We start from the raw sequence: 16,640 nt of genomic DNA on the forward strand, positions 1-16,640 counted from the left end.
CGTTACCGCTTTCCAAGAATTTGATCGAGATCGAAACGCTTCAGCACCGTCAGCACCAGTACGCTGACGACGAGCATCAGCAGCACCGCCAGCGCCGCGCCCAGAGGCCAGTTCTGGGCATACGTGAAGGCAATCTCGATATCGTGCGTGATGGGGATGATGCGTTGGCCGCCGAGGACCTTTGCTTCCGCGATCGCGCCGACCGCAAGCACGAAGGTCAGGAGCGAGCCGATCATCAAGCCCGGGGTGGAGAGCGGCAGTTCGACTTCGCGAAAAACCTGCCACCGCGTAGCGCCGAGATCCCGCGCGGCTTCCCGCATCTGGTTCGGAACCATCGCGATTCCGAGCGTCATGGGAAACAGCATGAAAGGCAGATAGACGTAGACCATGCCGAAGAGAACGGCCGCCGGAGTGAAGAGAAAGTCGCCCATCTCCACGCCGAACAGGGCTTTCAATGTGCCCGGAAGCACGCCCCCCTTGATGAAGAACAACACCCATCCGTAGAGGCGAATGTTCTCCGAAACGATGAGAGGAATCGTGAAGAGCAGCGTCAGCGCCGTCGACCAGCGGCCGAACACGCGCACGAGCCCGTAGGCGACGGGGTAGCAGATGAGCGCCAGCAGAACGACGGTCAACGATGCGAGGCCGAGCGACCACAGCAACGAGACGTAGGTGTTGTCGCTGAAGATCCTCTCGTAATTCTCGAGAGAAGGTTCATGCCAGAGCCCGAAGGTCCGCGGCGGCATGAAGCTGAAGCCGACGACGGCGAGCAGCGGCGCTACAAACCCGAGCAACAGCAATACCATGATCGGTATTGCGGCCCGGCGCCCTGGCTGGGCAAGAAAGGAACTATCTCCGCTCATTCGTCGGCCACCAGAATAGCGTTTTCCGGGTCCCATCCGATCAGCACTTCGTCGTCGAGCTTGCCCTTGAAGGGCTGTTGGCGCAGCTTCTCGACGAGGAATACCTTTTCGCCGACGCGCACCTGATACTGGATACGCGAGCCGAGCGCGTATTCGTTATAGAGTATTCCCTTGAGGCTATTCTGCGCCTCGGCCGGCGACTCGAGGAAACGCAGGAACTCTGGACGAACGACAAGGCACTGCGCTTTGGCTTCGACGGAATTCGCCGGAACCTTGAAGCTCGCGCCAAGCGACTGCGAACGCACGGAGCCCGCGCCGTTTGCCTCGACGGGTATGACGTTGACGTCACCCATGAACTCGGAGACGAAACGCGAGCGCGGCGTCGAATAGATTTCGTTGGGCGAGCCGACTTGAATGAGTTTGCCGCGGCGCATGACGCCGATCCGATCGCTCATCACCATCGCCTCTTCGAGGCTGTGCGTGATGTAGACGAACGTCTTGCCGGTTTCGCGATGAATGTCCTTGAGTTCCTTTTCGAGCGTCTTGCGAAGCTTGTAGTCAATCGCGGACAGCGGCTCGTCGAAGAACAGGATTTGCGGGTCGAAGGCGAGCGCCCGCGCAAGCGCGACACGCTGGCGTTCGCCGCCCGAGCACAGTGTGACGTTCTTGGAATAGTAGTCGGCAGGCAGATGCAGCTGCTGCATCAGTTCGCGCGCGCGTTTCTCGCGGACTGCCGGATCGACGTTTCGGATCTTCAGCGCGAACTCGATGTTTTGCCCGACCGTCCGGTGCGGGAAGAGTGCGAGCGATTGAAACACCATGCACGTCGGCCTCTCGTTGGCCGGGGTGTCGTTGATGCGCTTGTCGTGGAGCAGAATGTCGCCCGATGTCGGCTTCTCCATTCCCGCGAGCATGCGGATCAAGGTGGTCTTGCCGCTGCCAGAGGGACCGACGATCGTGAAGAATTCACCTTCGCCGATGGAGAGATTGACGTCATCTACGGCGGCGAGGGTGCCGAACGCTTTGCGGACGTTCTTCAATTGCAGGATGGGCTTTGACATTGCGGTCAACGGTGGAGTTCCAACTTTATCGGACGCTGATGAGAAATGGTTTGGGCCTTCCGCTTATCGACGGCGGAAGGCCCATGYGTTGTGTGCTACGCCATTTTTTCAGCAACGGCGCAGCGCATTAGCCTCAGCTCTTTTTCGCTGCATTCCAGATGTCGAGCAACTTGTCGTAATCCGGAACGATATCGTATTCGACGGAGCGCGCCATCTCCTCGTCAAGGCTGTCCCACTGGATGGCCTCGAGCTGCTCCTTCGAGAAGAGCTTGAAGCACTCCGGATTGCCCATCTGGGCGACTGGGTTGAAAGTGCCCTCGGCAAATGCGACCGTGTGCGCGACGACGGGATCCTGTACGTATTCGAGGAATTGCTCGGCGAGCGGTGAACTCACGGGGTTATTGACGACCGACGTGATTTCGATCCACGCGATGCCGCCCTTGCCGCCTGCGAAGGGGCCCTTATTCGGCGTGATGGCACGCAGGTTCAGGTGACCGTCTGCACGTGCCGGAGATACAGAGTACGATCCGCCCGTGAGGTGGCAATCGATTTCGCCGGAAATCAGCGCCTGGTTCATCGTCGCGATATCGCCGACAACCTTCTTATTCTTGAGGACGCGTTTCGCGGTTTCCTCGAACTTGGCCACTTCTTCGGGCGAATGCGGCTTGTACGGATCGAAGCCGGCGATTGCGCAGATGCCGAAGACGTTCCAGTCGTCGGATTCGAGAATGCCGAAGCGGCCCGCCAGTTTCGGATCGTTGAAAAGATCCCAACCCTGATCCTCGGCCGTTTTCCGGCTGATCTTGTCGGTATTGACGACGAAGGAATAGGGCCCGAAGCGCTGAGCCATGCCGAGCAATTCTTTGCCCGAGTCATCCATTGCCCATTTGTAGGGCGGCTTGAACTGCGGCAGCATCTTTTCGAAGTATGGCTCGAACTTCGCGCGGTTCAGCGGCTTGATCAGCTTCTCGGGCATCATCACTTTGCGTGCCCAAGGATTGTTGACGTTGATGAGATCCCAGACGTTGATCTCACCGGCGCGCAGACGGTTGATCATCGTCGGATCGTTGGTCAGGCTTTCGGCCTTGACGTTCGCGCTCTTGGATGAGCGGAACGGGTCGAGCACCTGGGCGGAGTTGTAACCTTCCCAACAAAGGATATTGAGTTCCTTGTCACGGGCCGCGTAAGCGGGACGTGAGAATGGACCCATCTGACTGGCGGCAAGCGTCGCCGCGACAGACGCTGACGTTTTCATGAAGTTGCGGCGCGTTAGGTGGCTGTCAAACATGTCTGTCACTCCTGGTGGGCGAAAGATGATGTTGTTGCCCAAAAATTGGGCCCGAACGAAAGCGATCGAGGGGGCTCGCCAACGGGCGAGCGCGAGTCGGAAGGAGCGCTTCAACAGTCGATCACGTCATATTCAAATCCCCCTATGACAAAATCACTGTAGGCGCGCGTGTGCCAAGTTGATTTGACTTTCTCCTACGGAAACTTGACCCTCTGGGACGAGTCAAGCCGTTTACGTTAGCCCCATCAGAGCCTTGAGTTCCGCGCTCGACATGACGTGGCCGTAGATCATGTTCATGATCTCGAGCTCTTTGTGGTGAAGCTCGTCGGAGCCGGCCGCGCAGCAATCCTCCACCACGACCACCGCGAAGCTCTCGTCGGCGAGACTGCGGACGGTCGAGGAAACGCACTGGTCGGTAAAAATCCCGCAGCACACGACGGTTTTGATGCCGAGGTTAGTCAGGATCAGCCGCAGGTTGGTTCCGGTCAGCGCACTGTCCGTCGTCTTCGTAACCACGATCTCCTCGCCGACAGGGAGAAGCTCCGGGACGATCTGCGACGGCGACTCGTCTTTGGGCAACAGCAGGTTGTTCCAGCCCGGCATTTTTTGCGACAGTGACCGGTCGCGGCCATCCTTGGTCTGGCAGGCGATGCGGGCGAACAGGCATTCGATGCCGTTTTTCCGAAACGTCTGCAGCAGATCCTTCGTCCGCGGCAGAACGATATTGTGCATGCGGTCGTGAAACGGCGTCCAGGCGTCGAACCAGCGTTGCTCTTCCGGCCGGAGCGAGGCCCGATCCGGCCGGGCGAGGTAGGTATTTTGGACGTCGATAACGAGGAGGGCGGTGGTTTGCTTGGAAAGATCCGGATCGTCTGGCTCCGGAGCGCCGTCGTAATAGATGGATCGATAGGCCGTCTTCCAGCTCATGCCCGTCCTTTCAGAAACGTTTTTTGTAGAGAGAGCGGCGCTCGTAGACGTCTGCGGCCTCTTCGATGAAGGCCGCGACGCCATCGGCGCCGTAGGTTTCGCGAAGATCCCTCGCGACCGCGATCAGCTCGTCCTTGGAGTTCGCGCGGCCCGGACGCAACAGCTCATAGACCCGCATGATCACGTCCTGAGGCACATCCACGAGCTCGGCGCCGCGCTCGAAATTGGCGGCAAGCGTCGGTCGTCCGGCCGCCGTCGCAATCTCCGCCTGCTGACGAAGCGCCCGGCCCGTGATCCGAAGATCTTGGAGGGTCACACGGTCGGAGAGCACGCCCTCGAGCGTGATGTCGTCGAGCGTTTTGCCGGCCTTCGTCTCGACGACGTCGGGGCGATTTTCGGCGAGCGGATAGTCGGCAACCGTCAGAGGCTTCCGGGTCATGCCGCTGCTCCGATGAATGTCACGTCGATCTCTTCGGGCTCGGCGCCTTCGGAGGTCATTTCGGTCTCGATCGCGTAGATGAGCGAAACTTTGGCATGATAGCGCGAGCCCATCGCTTCGCCCCGCGTCGGCACGATGACAGGCTCCGGCATCTCGCCGAGTGCGTAAGCGGCCGCGTTGAGCCCCATGCGCTTGTAATGTTCGAGCTTGGTGATCGGCGAGTTTGAAAACAGCTCGAGATTGTTGTGCGGCAGCCGGTCTTTCTGGTGGATGACGGCAGTTCCCTTCGCCTGGATCCCAATCCCGATACCGGAGCCTGCGAGCCGCGCCGCGCTGAGCCCCAGGAACGAGGTATCGGCCGTATGGCGCATGCGAACGACACGAGCTGTGCACCCGCCTTCCGTAATGCCCGCGATCAGCACACGCAGAATGGCCGAGAGTGGATGCCCCGCAACCGTTTGGAAGAGCTTTAGCCCGAAGGCGGGGCTGATGCCGATCACCACCTCCCGCTCATTGCGCGTCGCCGCGGCGGGGCCGATTGCCCTGTAAGAAATTCGTGTAACTTCCGCCGGACGGTAGGCGGCTTCGACCCTCAACACCTCTTGCCGCGTCAGCACATCCCGGATGGCAACGATTTCCTCGCGTCGTTCTTCGCTGAGACGGTAGCCCGTGCCCGGACCCTGATAATCGTTCGGATTGTTGACGGCGCTGACGATGCGCCCATCCCGGACCACAGCCGAGGTTTGCAAGTAGTCGCCGGAAACGCGGAGCCGCACGAGCTTCAAAAGATTTTCCGCCTCTTCGGTGAATCCACGCGCCGCAAGCGCCTTGATCACGTCGATCACAGTAATCGACCGCGCATGGATGGCTTCGCTGATCATGGCGACGTCGCGGCCCGAGAACGTCCGCGTTTCATCGGAGCCGGATGCTGCGACGACACTCAGCTTCATGTCGCTGGTCGGTTTCGCGAGCCCGAGCTCTTCGAGAACGGCGCTGATGGCGTCGACGGCGCGCGCGCGGAGTTCCATGACGCGCGTCTCGCCAACAGGGGTGAGCCCGCCGTCCGCCTCGAAGTCGCGCTGGAGAACCAGATAATCCTCGAGTTCCTCACCATTGAGGAGCGAAGCGTTAAACGAATTGTCATACTTCAGGATCGAACCGAAACCGGAGCAGATGAGGTCGGACCCCGCGACGAGATACGGCAGGATTTTCGCGCCGACGCGGATTTCCGATTCTGTCGCGCGCGCATCGTTTCCGGATGCACATTCGAGATCGAGCCAGACGGCGATCAGGTTTTCCGCCATCAATTCGCGCATGCCGCCGGGAACCGTGCACGTCACGGGAGCCCCGTCGATGCCGCCATTCTGCGTGCCCTGGGCGCCCATGGCGCGTTGCAGGCAGAGGCACCGTGCTTCGAGATAGAGAAGCGATTTGCGATCGTGAAATCCCATCAGCAACTCCGAGCCCGCGCCGGATGTGCACCGCATCTTGATGCCGCGTGAGGCGTATGCTGCTGCGAGAAACGCCTTGGACCAGGGCGTGTCGTCCCCGTCGACGAAGCTCTTTTCGGTTCCGTAGACTGACACGGTCTCGGCATACGAAGTGAACCCCGCCATGCCGATCTTGAGTTCTTCCGCTTCTTCGCTGGAGCATTGAAAGAGCGTACCCCAACGCCCGACAGCAGCCCCAACTGCACAGGCAACGGCATTGGACCAGGAGTTGCGGGCGACCCGCATCGTCGTCTCGATTTCGTCGAAGCCGAACGCCACGGCTGTCGCGGCGTCGGCCGCCATCTGCAAAGGGTCATCCTTGGCGTTCGTCACGTGCGCCTGGTTGCCGGGTGTCTGGCGCGCCCGCATCTTGCTGTAGGCAAATGCGATCTCGAGCGACGACAGATGGCTGACGACCTCAGCCAGTTTGGCGGGTGTCATGCCGCGAGCCAGGCGTACGAGCGCCGTTCGCGGCACATTCATATCGACGAGCATGCGCGCCACTTCGAGCGATGGCATCGCCATGGCTTCCGGCGCGATTTCAGGATCGAGATGATACCGCGCAATGAAAAAATCGATCATGTCGAAATCTTCGGACCCGATCCCATCCATCGATTCGACGACGCCTGCGCCGACGGAAAAACCCGGCTTCGGATCGAATGGGCTCTTAAACGCCGAAAAGCCGTTTGCCGCATCCTCGGCCGCGAACTTGTCGAGCCGGAGCGGGCGTTCGTCCCAATCGGAAAACCGCTTCCAGCGATTTGGCCGTGCGTGCGATTCTTCCGTCATGGGGTGCACTCTCGACGATGGGTGGTGCGATTGCAGGCGGACGTCACGATAGCCTGAGCGCAGTCAGGGCGTTTGACCAGAGCCGCCTCGAAGTTGACGGGTCTTCGGGCTCAAGTCCACGTTTAGAGACATCGCCCGAGCGTAAACTGAACAGACCGGCCACGAAGGGTCAAGCCGCTGCCCTCGGTCTACCCTATACTAAACGAAACCGATGCGAAAAATCGTGCATTTGCCAGGGAGCTTGCCCTAGGGGGCGTTATGGAATCTACGCGAAAAATTCTTGATCTCAACGCCTTCGACATGAACGCGGCCGACACGCTTGCGCCCGCGGTGACGAGCCTCGTCAAACGCCGGAAAAAAACGTTCGGCCCGACCTCGATGCTATTTTACGAGCGCCCGTTGAATCTCGTCAAAGGCGAGGGGGTCTGGCTCTACGATGCCGACGGCACACGCTATCTCGATGCCTACAACAACGTCCCGTCCGTGGGGCACTGCCATCCGCGCGTTGTCGAAGCCATCTCGCGCCAGCTCGGTACGCTCAACACGCACACGCGATACCTTTACGACAATATCTACACGTATGCCGAACGGCTTCTCGGCACCATGCCGAAGGCCGTCTCGAACATCGTATTCACCTGCACGGGCAGCGAAAGCGGCGATCTTGCGCTCCGTATCGCCCGCGCGGTCACTGGAGGCACCGGCTTCATCGTCACCGATAATGCCTATCACGGCAACACAACGACCATGACGGAGATCTCGCCGTCATCCGCCAGCGCCGAGCCGAGACCGCCCTATGTGTTCCTCGTGCAGGCGCCGGACACCTACCGCTATGGCAGCGAGGCCATCGGACATCGCTTTGCCCAGGAGGTTCGCGAGGCGATTGCGGCAATGAAGGCAGCGGGCATTCGACTCGCCGGGTTCAACGCCGACAGCATCTTTTCGAGCGATGGCGTTTTCCCGGGCGCGCCGGGATTCCTGGCCGAAGCGGTCAAGGCGGTTCGCGATGCTGGCGGCGTTTACATCGCCGACGAGGTACAGCCCGGATTCGGCCGCACGGGCGAAAAAATGTGGGGGTTCGAACGCCACGGCCTGGTGCCCGATATGATCGTCATGGGGAAGCCCATGGGTAACGGCTACCCGATGGGCGGCGTCGCGGTGAAACCAGCAATGCTCAAGGCATTCGGCTCGAAGTCGGGATACTTCAACACATTCGGCGGCAATCCGGTCGCGGCCGCTGCCGGACTGGCCGTCTTGGACGTTCTTAAGGACGAAGGGCTGCAGCAGAATAGTCTCGAAACCGGTGCCTATCTGCGCGCGGAGCTTCGTAATGCCGGAGCCGAAGGCGACCGCATCGGCGATGTCCGCGGCGCGGGACTTTATATCGGCGTCGAGGTCGTGAAGGATAAGGCGTCACGTGAACCCGACCGCAAGCTTGCCGAGAAAATCGTCAATGGCATGCGCGAGCGCAACGTCCTCATCGGAACGGCCGGTGGCCATGGCAACGTCTTGAAGATCCGGCCGCCGCTCTGCTTCAATCGCGAGCACGTCGGCATCTTCGTCGAGGCGTTCAAAGGCGCACTCGCCGCGGCGACCTGAGCCGGCCGCGAGCACGTATAGCCAAAACCGCAATGCAATCGAGGCCTCTCGTCAGGCCTTGAGGCGGTAGCCCGTGCGGAAGATCCACCAGGCTATGGCCATGCAGATCGCAAGAAACACGGTAGTCATCAGAAGGCTGACGCCAACATTCACGTCGGAAATCTCAAAGAAGCTCCAGCGAAATCCGCTGATCAGATAGACGACAGGATTGAAGAGCGTCACCGTTTGCCAAAAAGGCGGCAGCATCTTCACCGAATAGAAAGTGCCGCCCAAAAACGTCAGCGGCGTGATGACGAGCAGCGGGATAATCTGAAGCTTCTCGAACCCATCGGCCCAAATCCCGATGATGAAACCGAGCATGCTGAACGTCAGCGCTGTAAGTACCAGAAACAACATCATCCAGAAGGGATGTGCGATACGAAGATCGACGAACAGGCTTGCCGTGACCAGGACGAGCAGCCCAAGGATGACCGACTTTGTCGCTGCCGCTCCGACATATCCGAGAACGATCTCGAAGGCCGAGATCGGAGCAGAAAGATGCTCGTAAATGGTCCCCGTGAAGCGTGGGAAGTAGATGCCGAACGAGGCGTTGAGAGTGCTCTGTGTCAAGAGCAGCATCATCACGAGACCGGGTACGATGAAGGCTCCATAGTCGACCCCATCGACCTGGGAAATGCGTGAACCGATCGCCGAGCCGAAGACGATAAAATAAAGACATGTCGACAGCACCGGCGAGACGATGCTCTGCATCAAGGTGCGTCCCCAGCGGGACATCTCGAAACCGTAGATGGCTCGGACGGCTTCAATATTCATCGGTTTTCCCTCACGAGGTCGACGAAAATATCTTCGAGCGAGCTTTGCATGGTTGAGAGATCTTTGAACGCCAACCCGGCGGTGCGCATGTCGTTGAGGAGCGCGGTAATGCCCGTTCGCTCGGCCCGCGTGTCGTAGGTATAGGTTAACTCGTTGCCATCGGCGGCGAGATGCAGATTGTAGGCGGCAAGCGCTCCGGGAATTTCCGTCAAAGGCGACGACAGCTGAAGGACGAGCTGCTTCTTGCCGAGCTTGCGCATCAACTCGTTCTTTTCTTCGACGAGGATGATCTCGCCCTTGGCGATGACGCCGACGCGGTCGGCCATCTCTTCCGCCTCTTCGATATAGTGTGTCGTCAGAATGATCGTCACGCCTTCCGCGCGCAGATCCCGAACGACGCCCCACATCTCGCGGCGAAGCTCGACATCGACGCCGGCCGTCGGCTCGTCGAGGAAGAGAATGCGCGGCTCATGCGCCAGCGCTTTCGCTATCAAGAGCCGCCGCTTCATGCCGCCCGAAAGCGTCATGATGCGGCTGTCTTTCTTGTCCCAGAGAGAGAGTGCACGAAGCACCTTCTCAACGTAGGCGTAATTCCGCGGCTTGCCGAACAAGCCCCGGCTGAAGTTGACCGTCGCCCACGGCGTTTCGAACATATCCGTCGAAAGTTCCTGCGGCACGAGACCGATCATCGCGCGCACGGTGCGATAATCGGCGGCAATGTCCATGCCGTCGACGCTGATTGTGCCTGCCGTGGGATTGATGATCCCGCAGATGGCGCTGATCAGCGTCGTCTTGCCTGCGCCGTTGGGACCGAGAAGAGCAAAAATCTCCCCTCGGTTGACTTCGAGATTGATGTCTTTGAGAGCTGAAAATCCCGAAGCATAAGTCTTGAAAAGGTGTTCGACACGGATAACTGCTGGCATCAATTGGCTCTGTGCGATGGCGTGCCTCGACCCGGCACGCATCGCAGCGTCTGCTATTGTTGTCAACGGGATCCGCCAGCAACGACTATTCTTTCGCCGGTGACCCAGCCAGACTGGTCGGACGCCAGGAAAACGGCGACCTTGGCGACGTCATCCGGCTGACCCACGCGTCCCAGCGGCGTGTCTTGGACAACTTGCTTCTCGAAATCGGAGCCGAGAATTCCCATCGCATGAACGCCTTCGGTTTCGATGAGACCGGGAGCAATCGTGTTCACGCGAATTTTTTTCGGCCCAAGCTCTGCGGCTAAGACCCGCGTAACCGCATCGACGGCCCCTTTCGTCGCCGAGTAAACGGCCGAGCCTGGTATCGCCGCCAAGCTGACGACGGAACCGACATTGATGATGCTGCCGCCTTCCGGACCGAAATGCTTCGCTGCTTCCTGTGCGGCGAGAATGGTTCCGAGAACGTTTGTATCGAACTGCCTATGGAACTCCGCCTCTGTCACGGATTCGAGAGGCTGAAACAAATAGACGCCGGCGTTGTTGACGAGGATGTCGACCGAGCCGAACGCTTTCTTCGCTTCTGCAAAGATATTTTTGATGTCGTCGGCTTTTGCGACGCTGCCTTTCACGGCAATGGCTTTGCCGCCCTTGCTCTTGATATCGGCGACGACCTTTTCGGCGCCTTCCTTGCTCGAGGCATAGTTTACGGCGACGGCCGCGCCCGCCTCTGCGAGGGCTCTCGCGATTTCGGCTCCGATGCCTTTCGAAGCGCCAGTTACGACTGCGACTTTGCCTTTGAGATCAGTCATTGCTTTTCTCCATTCGTGGGACTTCAGGGGGAAGCGCCAAGTTTCGGTCGTGTTATTCCGCAGGTGTCGGTACCGGGTGGCCATGTGAGCCCGCAGCCGCAGCCGTAGGCGCAATGATCTCGCCGGTATGCTTCAAAGGTTTGTTGCCGGTGAGCTTTCGCAAGATCACGTAGAAGACCGGCGTCAGAAAAATGCCGAAGATCGTGACGCCGATCATTCCCGAGAAGACGGCAATGCCCATTGCACGCCGCATCTCGGAACCGGCTCCAATGGAGGTCACGAGCGGAACGACACCCATGATGAACGCCATCGACGTCATCAGAATGGGCCGCAGCCGTAACCGGCTCGCTTCAATCGCCGCCTGCACGGGATTTCTCCCGGCAAGTTCAAGCTCACGCGCGAACTCGACGATCAGAATGGCGTTCTTCGCCGACAGCCCCACGAGAACGATCAGGCCGATTTGCGTGAAGACGTTGTTGTCGCCATGCGAGAGATAGACGCCCGTGATCGCTGCGAGCAGTCCCATCGGCACGATCATGATGATCGACAGCGGCAGCACGAGGCTTTCGTACTGTGCGGCGAGCACCAGGAAGACAAGAAAGATCGAAAGCGGGAAAACCCAGATCCCGGAATTGCCCGCCAGGATCTCCTGGTACGTCAGCTCCGTCCATTCGAAGCCGATGCCTTTCGGCAAGACCTCGGCTGCGATCCTTTCGACGGCCGCCTTCGCCTGGCCCGATGAGTAGCCCGGCGCAGCGCCGCCGTTCACGTCGGCCGTGAGAAAGCCGTTGTAGCGCATGGCACGCTCCGGTCCTGCGACTTGCTTCACGTTGAGCAGCGCCGAAAGCTGGATCATCGCACCGGTGTTCGAGCGAACCTTCAACAGCCCGATATCCTCAGGCCGCGCACGATACTTCGCATCGGCCTGAACGCGAACCGAATACGTGCGGCCGAATTTGTTGAAGTCGTTGACGTAGAGCGATCCGAGATAGATTTGCATCGTCTCGAACACGTCGGTCACGGCGACGCCGAGCTGACGCGCTTTCGTCCGGTCGATCGCAGCGTAAAGCTGCGGCACGTTCACTTGATACGAGGTGAAAATGCCAGCAAGCTCCGGCGCCTTGTAGAGCGCCCCAGTGAAATTCTTCATCGCATCGCTCAAGGCGTCATAGCCAAGGCCGGCGCGGTCTTCGACTTGCAGCTTGAATCCGCCGATGGTTCCAAGACCCTGAACGGGCGGCGGCGGAAACATCACGATGAACGCGTCTTTGATGCCCGCAAATTGCTGATTGAGCTTCATCGCGATTGCGGGACCGCTGAGTTCCGGCGAGCGCCGCTCGTCAAACGACTTCAAACCGGCGAAAACGATCCCGGAATTGGAGCTGTTGGTGAAGCCGTTGATCGACAAGCCAGGAAACTGCACCGCGTCCCTGACACCAGGAGTCTTCAGCATGATGTCGCCCATCTGCCGAATGACGTCTTCGGTGCGGTCGAGCGTGGCGCCGTCCGGAAGCTGCGCGAAGCCGACGAGATACTGCTTGTCCTGACCCGGCACGAAGCCGCCAGGCACAGCCTTGAACATCGCACCGGCGGCGCCGATCAGAACCAGGTAGATAAGAAACGCCGCCGCCTTGTGCGACAGGATGCGCTTGACGCCGCCGCTGTAGGCATTCGATCCGCTGGTGAAGGCGCGGTTGAAGCCCCTGAAGAACCAGCCGAACGCGAAGTCCATCGCCCGAGTTAGCCAATCCTTCGGCGCATCGTGACCTTTCAGCAGAAGTGCGGCGAGCGCGGGCGACAGCGTCAGCGAGTTGATGGCCGAAATCACCGTCGATATCGCGATCGTAAGCGCGAACTGCTTGTAGAATTGCCCCGTCAGGCCGGTGATCAGAGCAAGCGGCACGAAAACGGCGACCAGCACGAGCGCGATCGCGATGATGGGCCCGGAAACCTCGCGCATGGCCTGAATGGTCGCGTCGCGCGGAGACAAACCGTTCTCGATGTTTCGCTCGACGTTCTCGACGACGACGATCGCGTCGTCGACGACGATGCCGATCGCGAGCACAAGTCCGAAGAGTGTCAGCGCATTTATCGAGAAGCCGAAAACATGCATCACCGCGAACGTGCCGATGATCGACACGGGAACCGCGATCAGCGGAATGATCGACGCGCGCCAGGTTTGAAGAAAGAGAATGACGACCAGCACGACGAGCGCCACGGCTTCGAGCAGCGTGTGAATGACCGCCTCGATCGAAGCACGCACGAACTGCGTCGGATCGTAAACGATGCTGTAGTCGACGCCCTCGGGCATGTATTGCTTGAGCTCAGCCATCGTCGCGCGGACGTTGTCCGAGATCTCGATCGCATTCGAACCGGGAGCCTGGAAGATCGGGATCGCGACCGCCTGCTTGTTGTTGAGCAGCGAACGCAGCGAATAGTCGGCCGCGCCGAGTTCGATGCGAGCGACGTCGCGCAAGCGCGTGACCTGATTGTTCGCGCCGGCCTTGACGACGATGTTGCCGAATTCTTCTTCGCTCGCGAGGCGGCCTTGCGCGTTGACGGATAGCTGGAAATCGAGATTCGGAAGCGAGGGAGAAGATCCGACGACGCCGACGGCGGCCTGGACGTTCTCGGCCCGAACCGCATTGACGATATCGCTTGCCGAAAGTCCGAGTTCGGCGGCCTTTGCCGGATCGACCCAGACCCGCATCGAATAGTCGCCTGATCCGAAGATCTGGACGTCGCCGACGCCGTTGATGCGTGCAAGCCTGTCCTTGACGTTGATAACCGCGTAATTGCGCAGGTACGTCATGTCATAACGGTCGTTCGGCGACAGCAAGTGCACGACCATAGTCAGGTCAGGTGAGCTTTTGACGGTTGTGATGCCGAGCGCGCGCACGTCGGCAGGAAGACGCGGTTCAGCCTGTGAGACGCGGTTCTGAACGAGCTGCTGCGCCTTGTCGGGATCGGTACCCAGCCGGAACGTGACGGTCAGCGTCATCAAACCGTCGGTCGTCGCCTGGCTGCTCATGTAGAGCATGCCTTCGACGCCGTTGATCTGCTCTTCGATCGGTGTGGCAACCGTCTCCGCGATGACTTTCGGATTGGCGCCCGGGTAGTTCGCGCGAACCACCACTTGTGGCGGCACGACTTCCGGATACTCCGAAATTGGCATTGCGGGCAAAGCCAAGAGGCCGCCGAGGAAAATCAGCGTGGAAAGCACGCCTGCAAAGATCGGGCGATCGATGAAGAACTTCGAGATGTTCATGGCTGGCGTGCCTTACTGGCTTTGCGAGAGGATCTATTGCTGCGCAGTCGCTGAAGATTTGTCGGCTGCCGCATGCTCTTCTGACAATGGACGGCCATTCATGGCGACGGGCTCAGGCGCGACCTCGTCACCCGGCTTCACCCGTTGCAAGCCAGCGACGACGATCCGGTCACCCGCGTTGAGGCCGCTCGTTATGATGCGAAGATCGTCGGCCATCGTCCCGAGTTTGACTTCGCGATAGGCAGTCTTGTTGTCCTTGCCGACGACGATGACGTACTTCTTGTCCTGGTCGGTTCCGATGGCGCGCTCGGTGATCGCAATGATCGGAGCCGAGCGAGGCTTTGCCATCCGCACGCGGACGAACTGACCGGCGATGAGGCGCCCGTCGGTGTTGTCGAGGGTTGCGCGGAGCCTTATCGTGCCGCTCGCAACGTCCACCTTATTGTCGATCAGCTGCAGAGTGCCGCGGCGCCATTGGTCCGCGGTTGCAGGCGTCGAAATCGCAACGGGGATCTGCTCGACGCGCGCCGTGGCGTTAGCTTCGGGCGAAAGCGTTGCAAGTGCCTGCGCAACGACGTTCTCGTCGGCGTTAAAGCCCGCGTAGATAGGATTGACCGATACGATCGTCGTCAGGACTGGAGCGTTCGGACCGGACTCGACGAGGTTGCCGACGGTGACTTCGCGGCGGCCGGCGCGCCCCGACACTGGCGCGCGAACCTCGGTCCAGGCGAGATTGAGTTTGGCGGTTTGTAACGCTGCCTGCGCGCTTTTGAGGTTTGCGACCGCGGCATCGTAAGCGTTCGCGCGCGTATCGAGTTCGCGTTCCGAAAGGGCATTCCCGATGATTTTACGGGCGCGTTCGACGTCGGCCTTCGTGAAAACGAGCTGTGCTTCCGCCGCACCGACCAGGCCATTCAAACGCTCGACCTCTGCCGCATACGGCGCGGGATCGATTGTCACCAGGGAATCGCCTGCTTTCACCAGCGCGCCCTCGCGGAAATGAATGTTCAGGATCTGACCGGCAACGCGAGGACGAAGCTCGACGCGCTCGACAGCTTCGAGCCGGCCCGAGAATTCATCCCACGTATCGATCTCACGTGCTTCGACCGTCGCAACGGAGACGGGCACAGCTGGATGTTCCTGGGCAAGCGCCGCGTGAGCTTGGGCTGCCAAAAGAAGGGATGCGAGGGCGACCGGACCGGTCAGTCTCGCCAGAGATTTGGAGGAAAAGCGAAGTTTCATGATCAATCCTTCGAATGTACGCGTCTGGCGCTCGCCGGACGGCCAGCAGTGGGCCGGCGGACAAAGTGGAAAGCGTTGGAAGGCCGATGTGCGCTAGCGAAAGGTCAGGGTGGCGCGCGTCGTTAGGAGAAGTTGTCGACGTTGAGTCCAGGCGGCCAGCGATCGCGCAATGCGTCAAACTGGCCAGTCCTTTCGACGGAATCTCCTTCGTCCCGCGATTTATATCCGCAGGCGGATACGACGAACGGAACGTGGGCTTCGTCGTAGGTTTGACCGGAGGTACGTCCTGAAACCCATCCCGCCAATCCCCGGAGGATTGCAGTCGCGCTACTGAAAGATCTTTTCATCGTGCGCAGTTTCCCTATATATTATGTACCGAGCGGTACCGATATAGGGTGGCTGCTGCGAGTGTCAACCGTTATTTGTATCGATAAGTATGAAAATCTACAGGTGTATGACAGAGAAAGCAATGATCGGGAGAGAAGCGGTGCAAAAAGGCCGCCCCAGGGAGTTCGACAAGGAGCAGGTGCTCGATAAGGCTCTCCACGTCTTTTGGAAGCGCGGTTACGAAGGAACGTCGCTTTCAGACTTGACGGAAGCCATGGGCATCAACCGCCCGAGCCTCTATGCGGCCTTTGGTAACAAGGAAGAGCTCTTCAAGCTGGCTCTCGACCGCTACGTCGAGAAAGGTCCGGGCTCCGTCCATCGCGCTTCCCTTCAGCAGCCGACGGCGAGGGCTGTTGTTGAAAGCCTCCTGACGGCCTCGGCGACCATGTTGACCGACCCGTCAAATCCCCCTGGTTGCCTCGCAGTGCAGGGCGCACTTTCCTGCGGTGAGGCCTCGGAATCGATCAAGCAGGAGCTCTGCGAACGCCGGTCGCTCGGTGAGCAGCAGCTTCGTCAGCGCTTCGAGCGCGCCAAGGCCGAAGGCGACCTCGGACCGGATTCGGATCCTGCGGGCCTTGCCCGGTATGTCATGACCGTGATGCAAGGCATGTCCGTGCAGGCGGCGGGCGGAGCATCCCGCGCCGACCTCCTGGCGGTTGTGGACATGGCTTTGAAAGCGTGGTCCTCGTCTAAGAGCTAGTTCACGTAATGGGCTTGTCGCCGCGCGCGAGGTCCTGTAGCC

Annotated in this window: 13 protein-coding genes; 2 read left to right on the forward strand and 11 right to left on the reverse strand. The window is 59.9% G+C overall.

The features are described from left to right. Nucleotides 1-2: 2 nt before the first annotated feature. The 6 genes from AB4Z24_RS17350 to AB4Z24_RS17375 form a co-directional block, all read right to left on the reverse strand. Nucleotides 3-863: an ABC transporter permease gene (locus AB4Z24_RS17350; protein ID WP_441710298.1), complete on the reverse strand. Its 861-nt coding sequence runs from the start codon at nucleotides 861-863 to the stop codon at nucleotides 3-5. After that, on the reverse strand, nucleotides 860-1,924 hold the full coding sequence (locus AB4Z24_RS17355; protein WP_441710453.1) for an ABC transporter ATP-binding protein: 1,065 nt from the start codon (nucleotides 1,922-1,924) through the stop codon (nucleotides 860-862). Before AB4Z24_RS17355 ends, AB4Z24_RS17350 begins: the two co-directional genes overlap by 4 nt. A gap of 133 nt (nucleotides 1,925-2,057) precedes the next feature. After that, complete coding sequence (locus tag AB4Z24_RS17360) at nucleotides 2,058-3,212, reverse strand: ABC transporter substrate-binding protein (protein ID WP_441710299.1); 1,155 nt, start codon at nucleotides 3,210-3,212, stop codon at nucleotides 2,058-2,060. A 231-nt stretch (nucleotides 3,213-3,443) separates the two neighbouring features. Further along, entirely contained in the window at nucleotides 3,444-4,139 is a 696-nt protein-coding gene (locus tag AB4Z24_RS17365; RefSeq protein WP_441710300.1) for a cysteine hydrolase family protein, read from the reverse strand. Nucleotides 4,140-4,149: 10 nt separating this feature from the next. Then, nucleotides 4,150-4,578, reverse strand: coding sequence for a diol dehydratase small subunit (locus tag AB4Z24_RS17370; RefSeq protein WP_441710301.1), 429 nt, complete (start codon nucleotides 4,576-4,578; stop codon nucleotides 4,150-4,152). After that, nucleotides 4,575-6,857 (reverse strand): propanediol/glycerol family dehydratase large subunit, encoded by a 2,283-nt coding sequence (locus AB4Z24_RS17375; protein ID WP_441710302.1) that lies wholly within the window; start codon nucleotides 6,855-6,857, stop codon nucleotides 4,575-4,577. The genes AB4Z24_RS17370 and AB4Z24_RS17375 overlap by 4 nt, the downstream gene beginning before the upstream one ends. Before the next feature lie 258 nt (nucleotides 6,858-7,115). Here AB4Z24_RS17375 and AB4Z24_RS17380 point away from each other — a divergent pair, with 258 nt between their 5' ends. Then, nucleotides 7,116-8,453, forward strand: coding sequence for an aminotransferase class III-fold pyridoxal phosphate-dependent enzyme (locus AB4Z24_RS17380; RefSeq protein WP_441710303.1), 1,338 nt, complete (start codon nucleotides 7,116-7,118; stop codon nucleotides 8,451-8,453). 51 nt (nucleotides 8,454-8,504) lie between these two features. On the opposite strand, the gene AB4Z24_RS17385 is transcribed toward AB4Z24_RS17380, so the two are convergent. The 5 genes from AB4Z24_RS17385 to AB4Z24_RS17405 all read right to left on the reverse strand — a co-directional run bounded on the left by AB4Z24_RS17385 (nucleotide 8,505) and on the right by AB4Z24_RS17405 (nucleotide 15,511). Beyond that, complete coding sequence (locus AB4Z24_RS17385) at nucleotides 8,505-9,266, reverse strand: ABC transporter permease (protein ID WP_441710304.1); 762 nt, start codon at nucleotides 9,264-9,266, stop codon at nucleotides 8,505-8,507. Beyond that, nucleotides 9,263-10,189 (reverse strand): ABC transporter ATP-binding protein, encoded by a 927-nt coding sequence (locus AB4Z24_RS17390; RefSeq protein WP_441710305.1) that lies wholly within the window; start codon nucleotides 10,187-10,189, stop codon nucleotides 9,263-9,265. The genes AB4Z24_RS17385 and AB4Z24_RS17390 overlap by 4 nt, the downstream gene beginning before the upstream one ends. Before the next feature lie 62 nt (nucleotides 10,190-10,251). Continuing rightward, entirely contained in the window at nucleotides 10,252-11,001 is a 750-nt protein-coding gene (locus AB4Z24_RS17395) for an SDR family NAD(P)-dependent oxidoreductase (protein ID WP_441710306.1), read from the reverse strand. A gap of 52 nt (nucleotides 11,002-11,053) precedes the next feature. Beyond that, on the reverse strand, nucleotides 11,054-14,269 hold the full coding sequence (locus AB4Z24_RS17400) for an efflux RND transporter permease subunit (protein WP_441710307.1): 3,216 nt from the start codon (nucleotides 14,267-14,269) through the stop codon (nucleotides 11,054-11,056). A gap of 33 nt (nucleotides 14,270-14,302) precedes the next feature. Further along, on the reverse strand, nucleotides 14,303-15,511 hold the full coding sequence (locus AB4Z24_RS17405; protein WP_441710308.1) for an efflux RND transporter periplasmic adaptor subunit: 1,209 nt from the start codon (nucleotides 15,509-15,511) through the stop codon (nucleotides 14,303-14,305). 469 nt (nucleotides 15,512-15,980) lie between these two features. Between AB4Z24_RS17405 and AB4Z24_RS17410 the strand changes: the two genes are divergently transcribed. After that, on the forward strand, nucleotides 15,981-16,598 hold the full coding sequence (locus AB4Z24_RS17410) for a TetR/AcrR family transcriptional regulator (protein ID WP_441710309.1): 618 nt from the start codon (nucleotides 15,981-15,983) through the stop codon (nucleotides 16,596-16,598). The last annotated feature ends 42 nt before the right edge of the window (nucleotides 16,599-16,640 follow it).

The organism is Hyphomicrobium sp. 2TAF46 (assembly GCF_052114865.1).
In the GTDB taxonomy this organism is placed as follows: domain Bacteria; phylum Pseudomonadota; class Alphaproteobacteria; order Rhizobiales; family Hyphomicrobiaceae; genus Hyphomicrobium_B.

Bases quoted from the DNA above. Each gene is read 5' to 3' on its own strand.
- AB4Z24_RS17380 (WP_441710303.1), top strand. From the start codon at position 7,116: ATGGAATCTACGCGAAAAATTCTTGATCTCAACGCCTTCGACATGAAC.
- AB4Z24_RS17390 (WP_441710305.1), bottom strand. From the start codon at position 10,189: ATGCCAGCAGTTATCCGTGTCGAACACCTTTTCAAGACTTATGCTTCG.
- AB4Z24_RS17375 (WP_441710302.1), bottom strand. From the start codon at position 6,857: ATGACGGAAGAATCGCACGCACGGCCAAATCGCTGGAAGCGGTTTTCC.
- AB4Z24_RS17395 (WP_441710306.1), bottom strand. From the start codon at position 11,001: ATGACTGATCTCAAAGGCAAAGTCGCAGTCGTAACTGGCGCTTCGAAA.
- AB4Z24_RS17405 (WP_441710308.1), bottom strand. From the start codon at position 15,511: ATGAAACTTCGCTTTTCCTCCAAATCTCTGGCGAGACTGACCGGTCCG.
- AB4Z24_RS17370 (WP_441710301.1), bottom strand. From the start codon at position 4,578: ATGACCCGGAAGCCTCTGACGGTTGCCGACTATCCGCTCGCCGAAAAT.
- AB4Z24_RS17400 (WP_441710307.1), bottom strand. From the start codon at position 14,269: ATGAACATCTCGAAGTTCTTCATCGATCGCCCGATCTTTGCAGGCGTG.
- AB4Z24_RS17385 (WP_441710304.1), bottom strand. From the start codon at position 9,266: ATGAATATTGAAGCCGTCCGAGCCATCTACGGTTTCGAGATGTCCCGC.
- AB4Z24_RS17410 (WP_441710309.1), top strand. From the start codon at position 15,981: ATGATCGGGAGAGAAGCGGTGCAAAAAGGCCGCCCCAGGGAGTTCGAC.
- AB4Z24_RS17365 (WP_441710300.1), bottom strand. From the start codon at position 4,139: ATGAGCTGGAAGACGGCCTATCGATCCATCTATTACGACGGCGCTCCG.
- AB4Z24_RS17360 (WP_441710299.1), bottom strand. From the start codon at position 3,212: ATGTTTGACAGCCACCTAACGCGCCGCAACTTCATGAAAACGTCAGCG.
- AB4Z24_RS17350 (WP_441710298.1), bottom strand. From the start codon at position 863: ATGAGCGGAGATAGTTCCTTTCTTGCCCAGCCAGGGCGCCGGGCCGCA.
- AB4Z24_RS17355 (WP_441710453.1), bottom strand. From the start codon at position 1,924: ATGTCAAAGCCCATCCTGCAATTGAAGAACGTCCGCAAAGCGTTCGGC.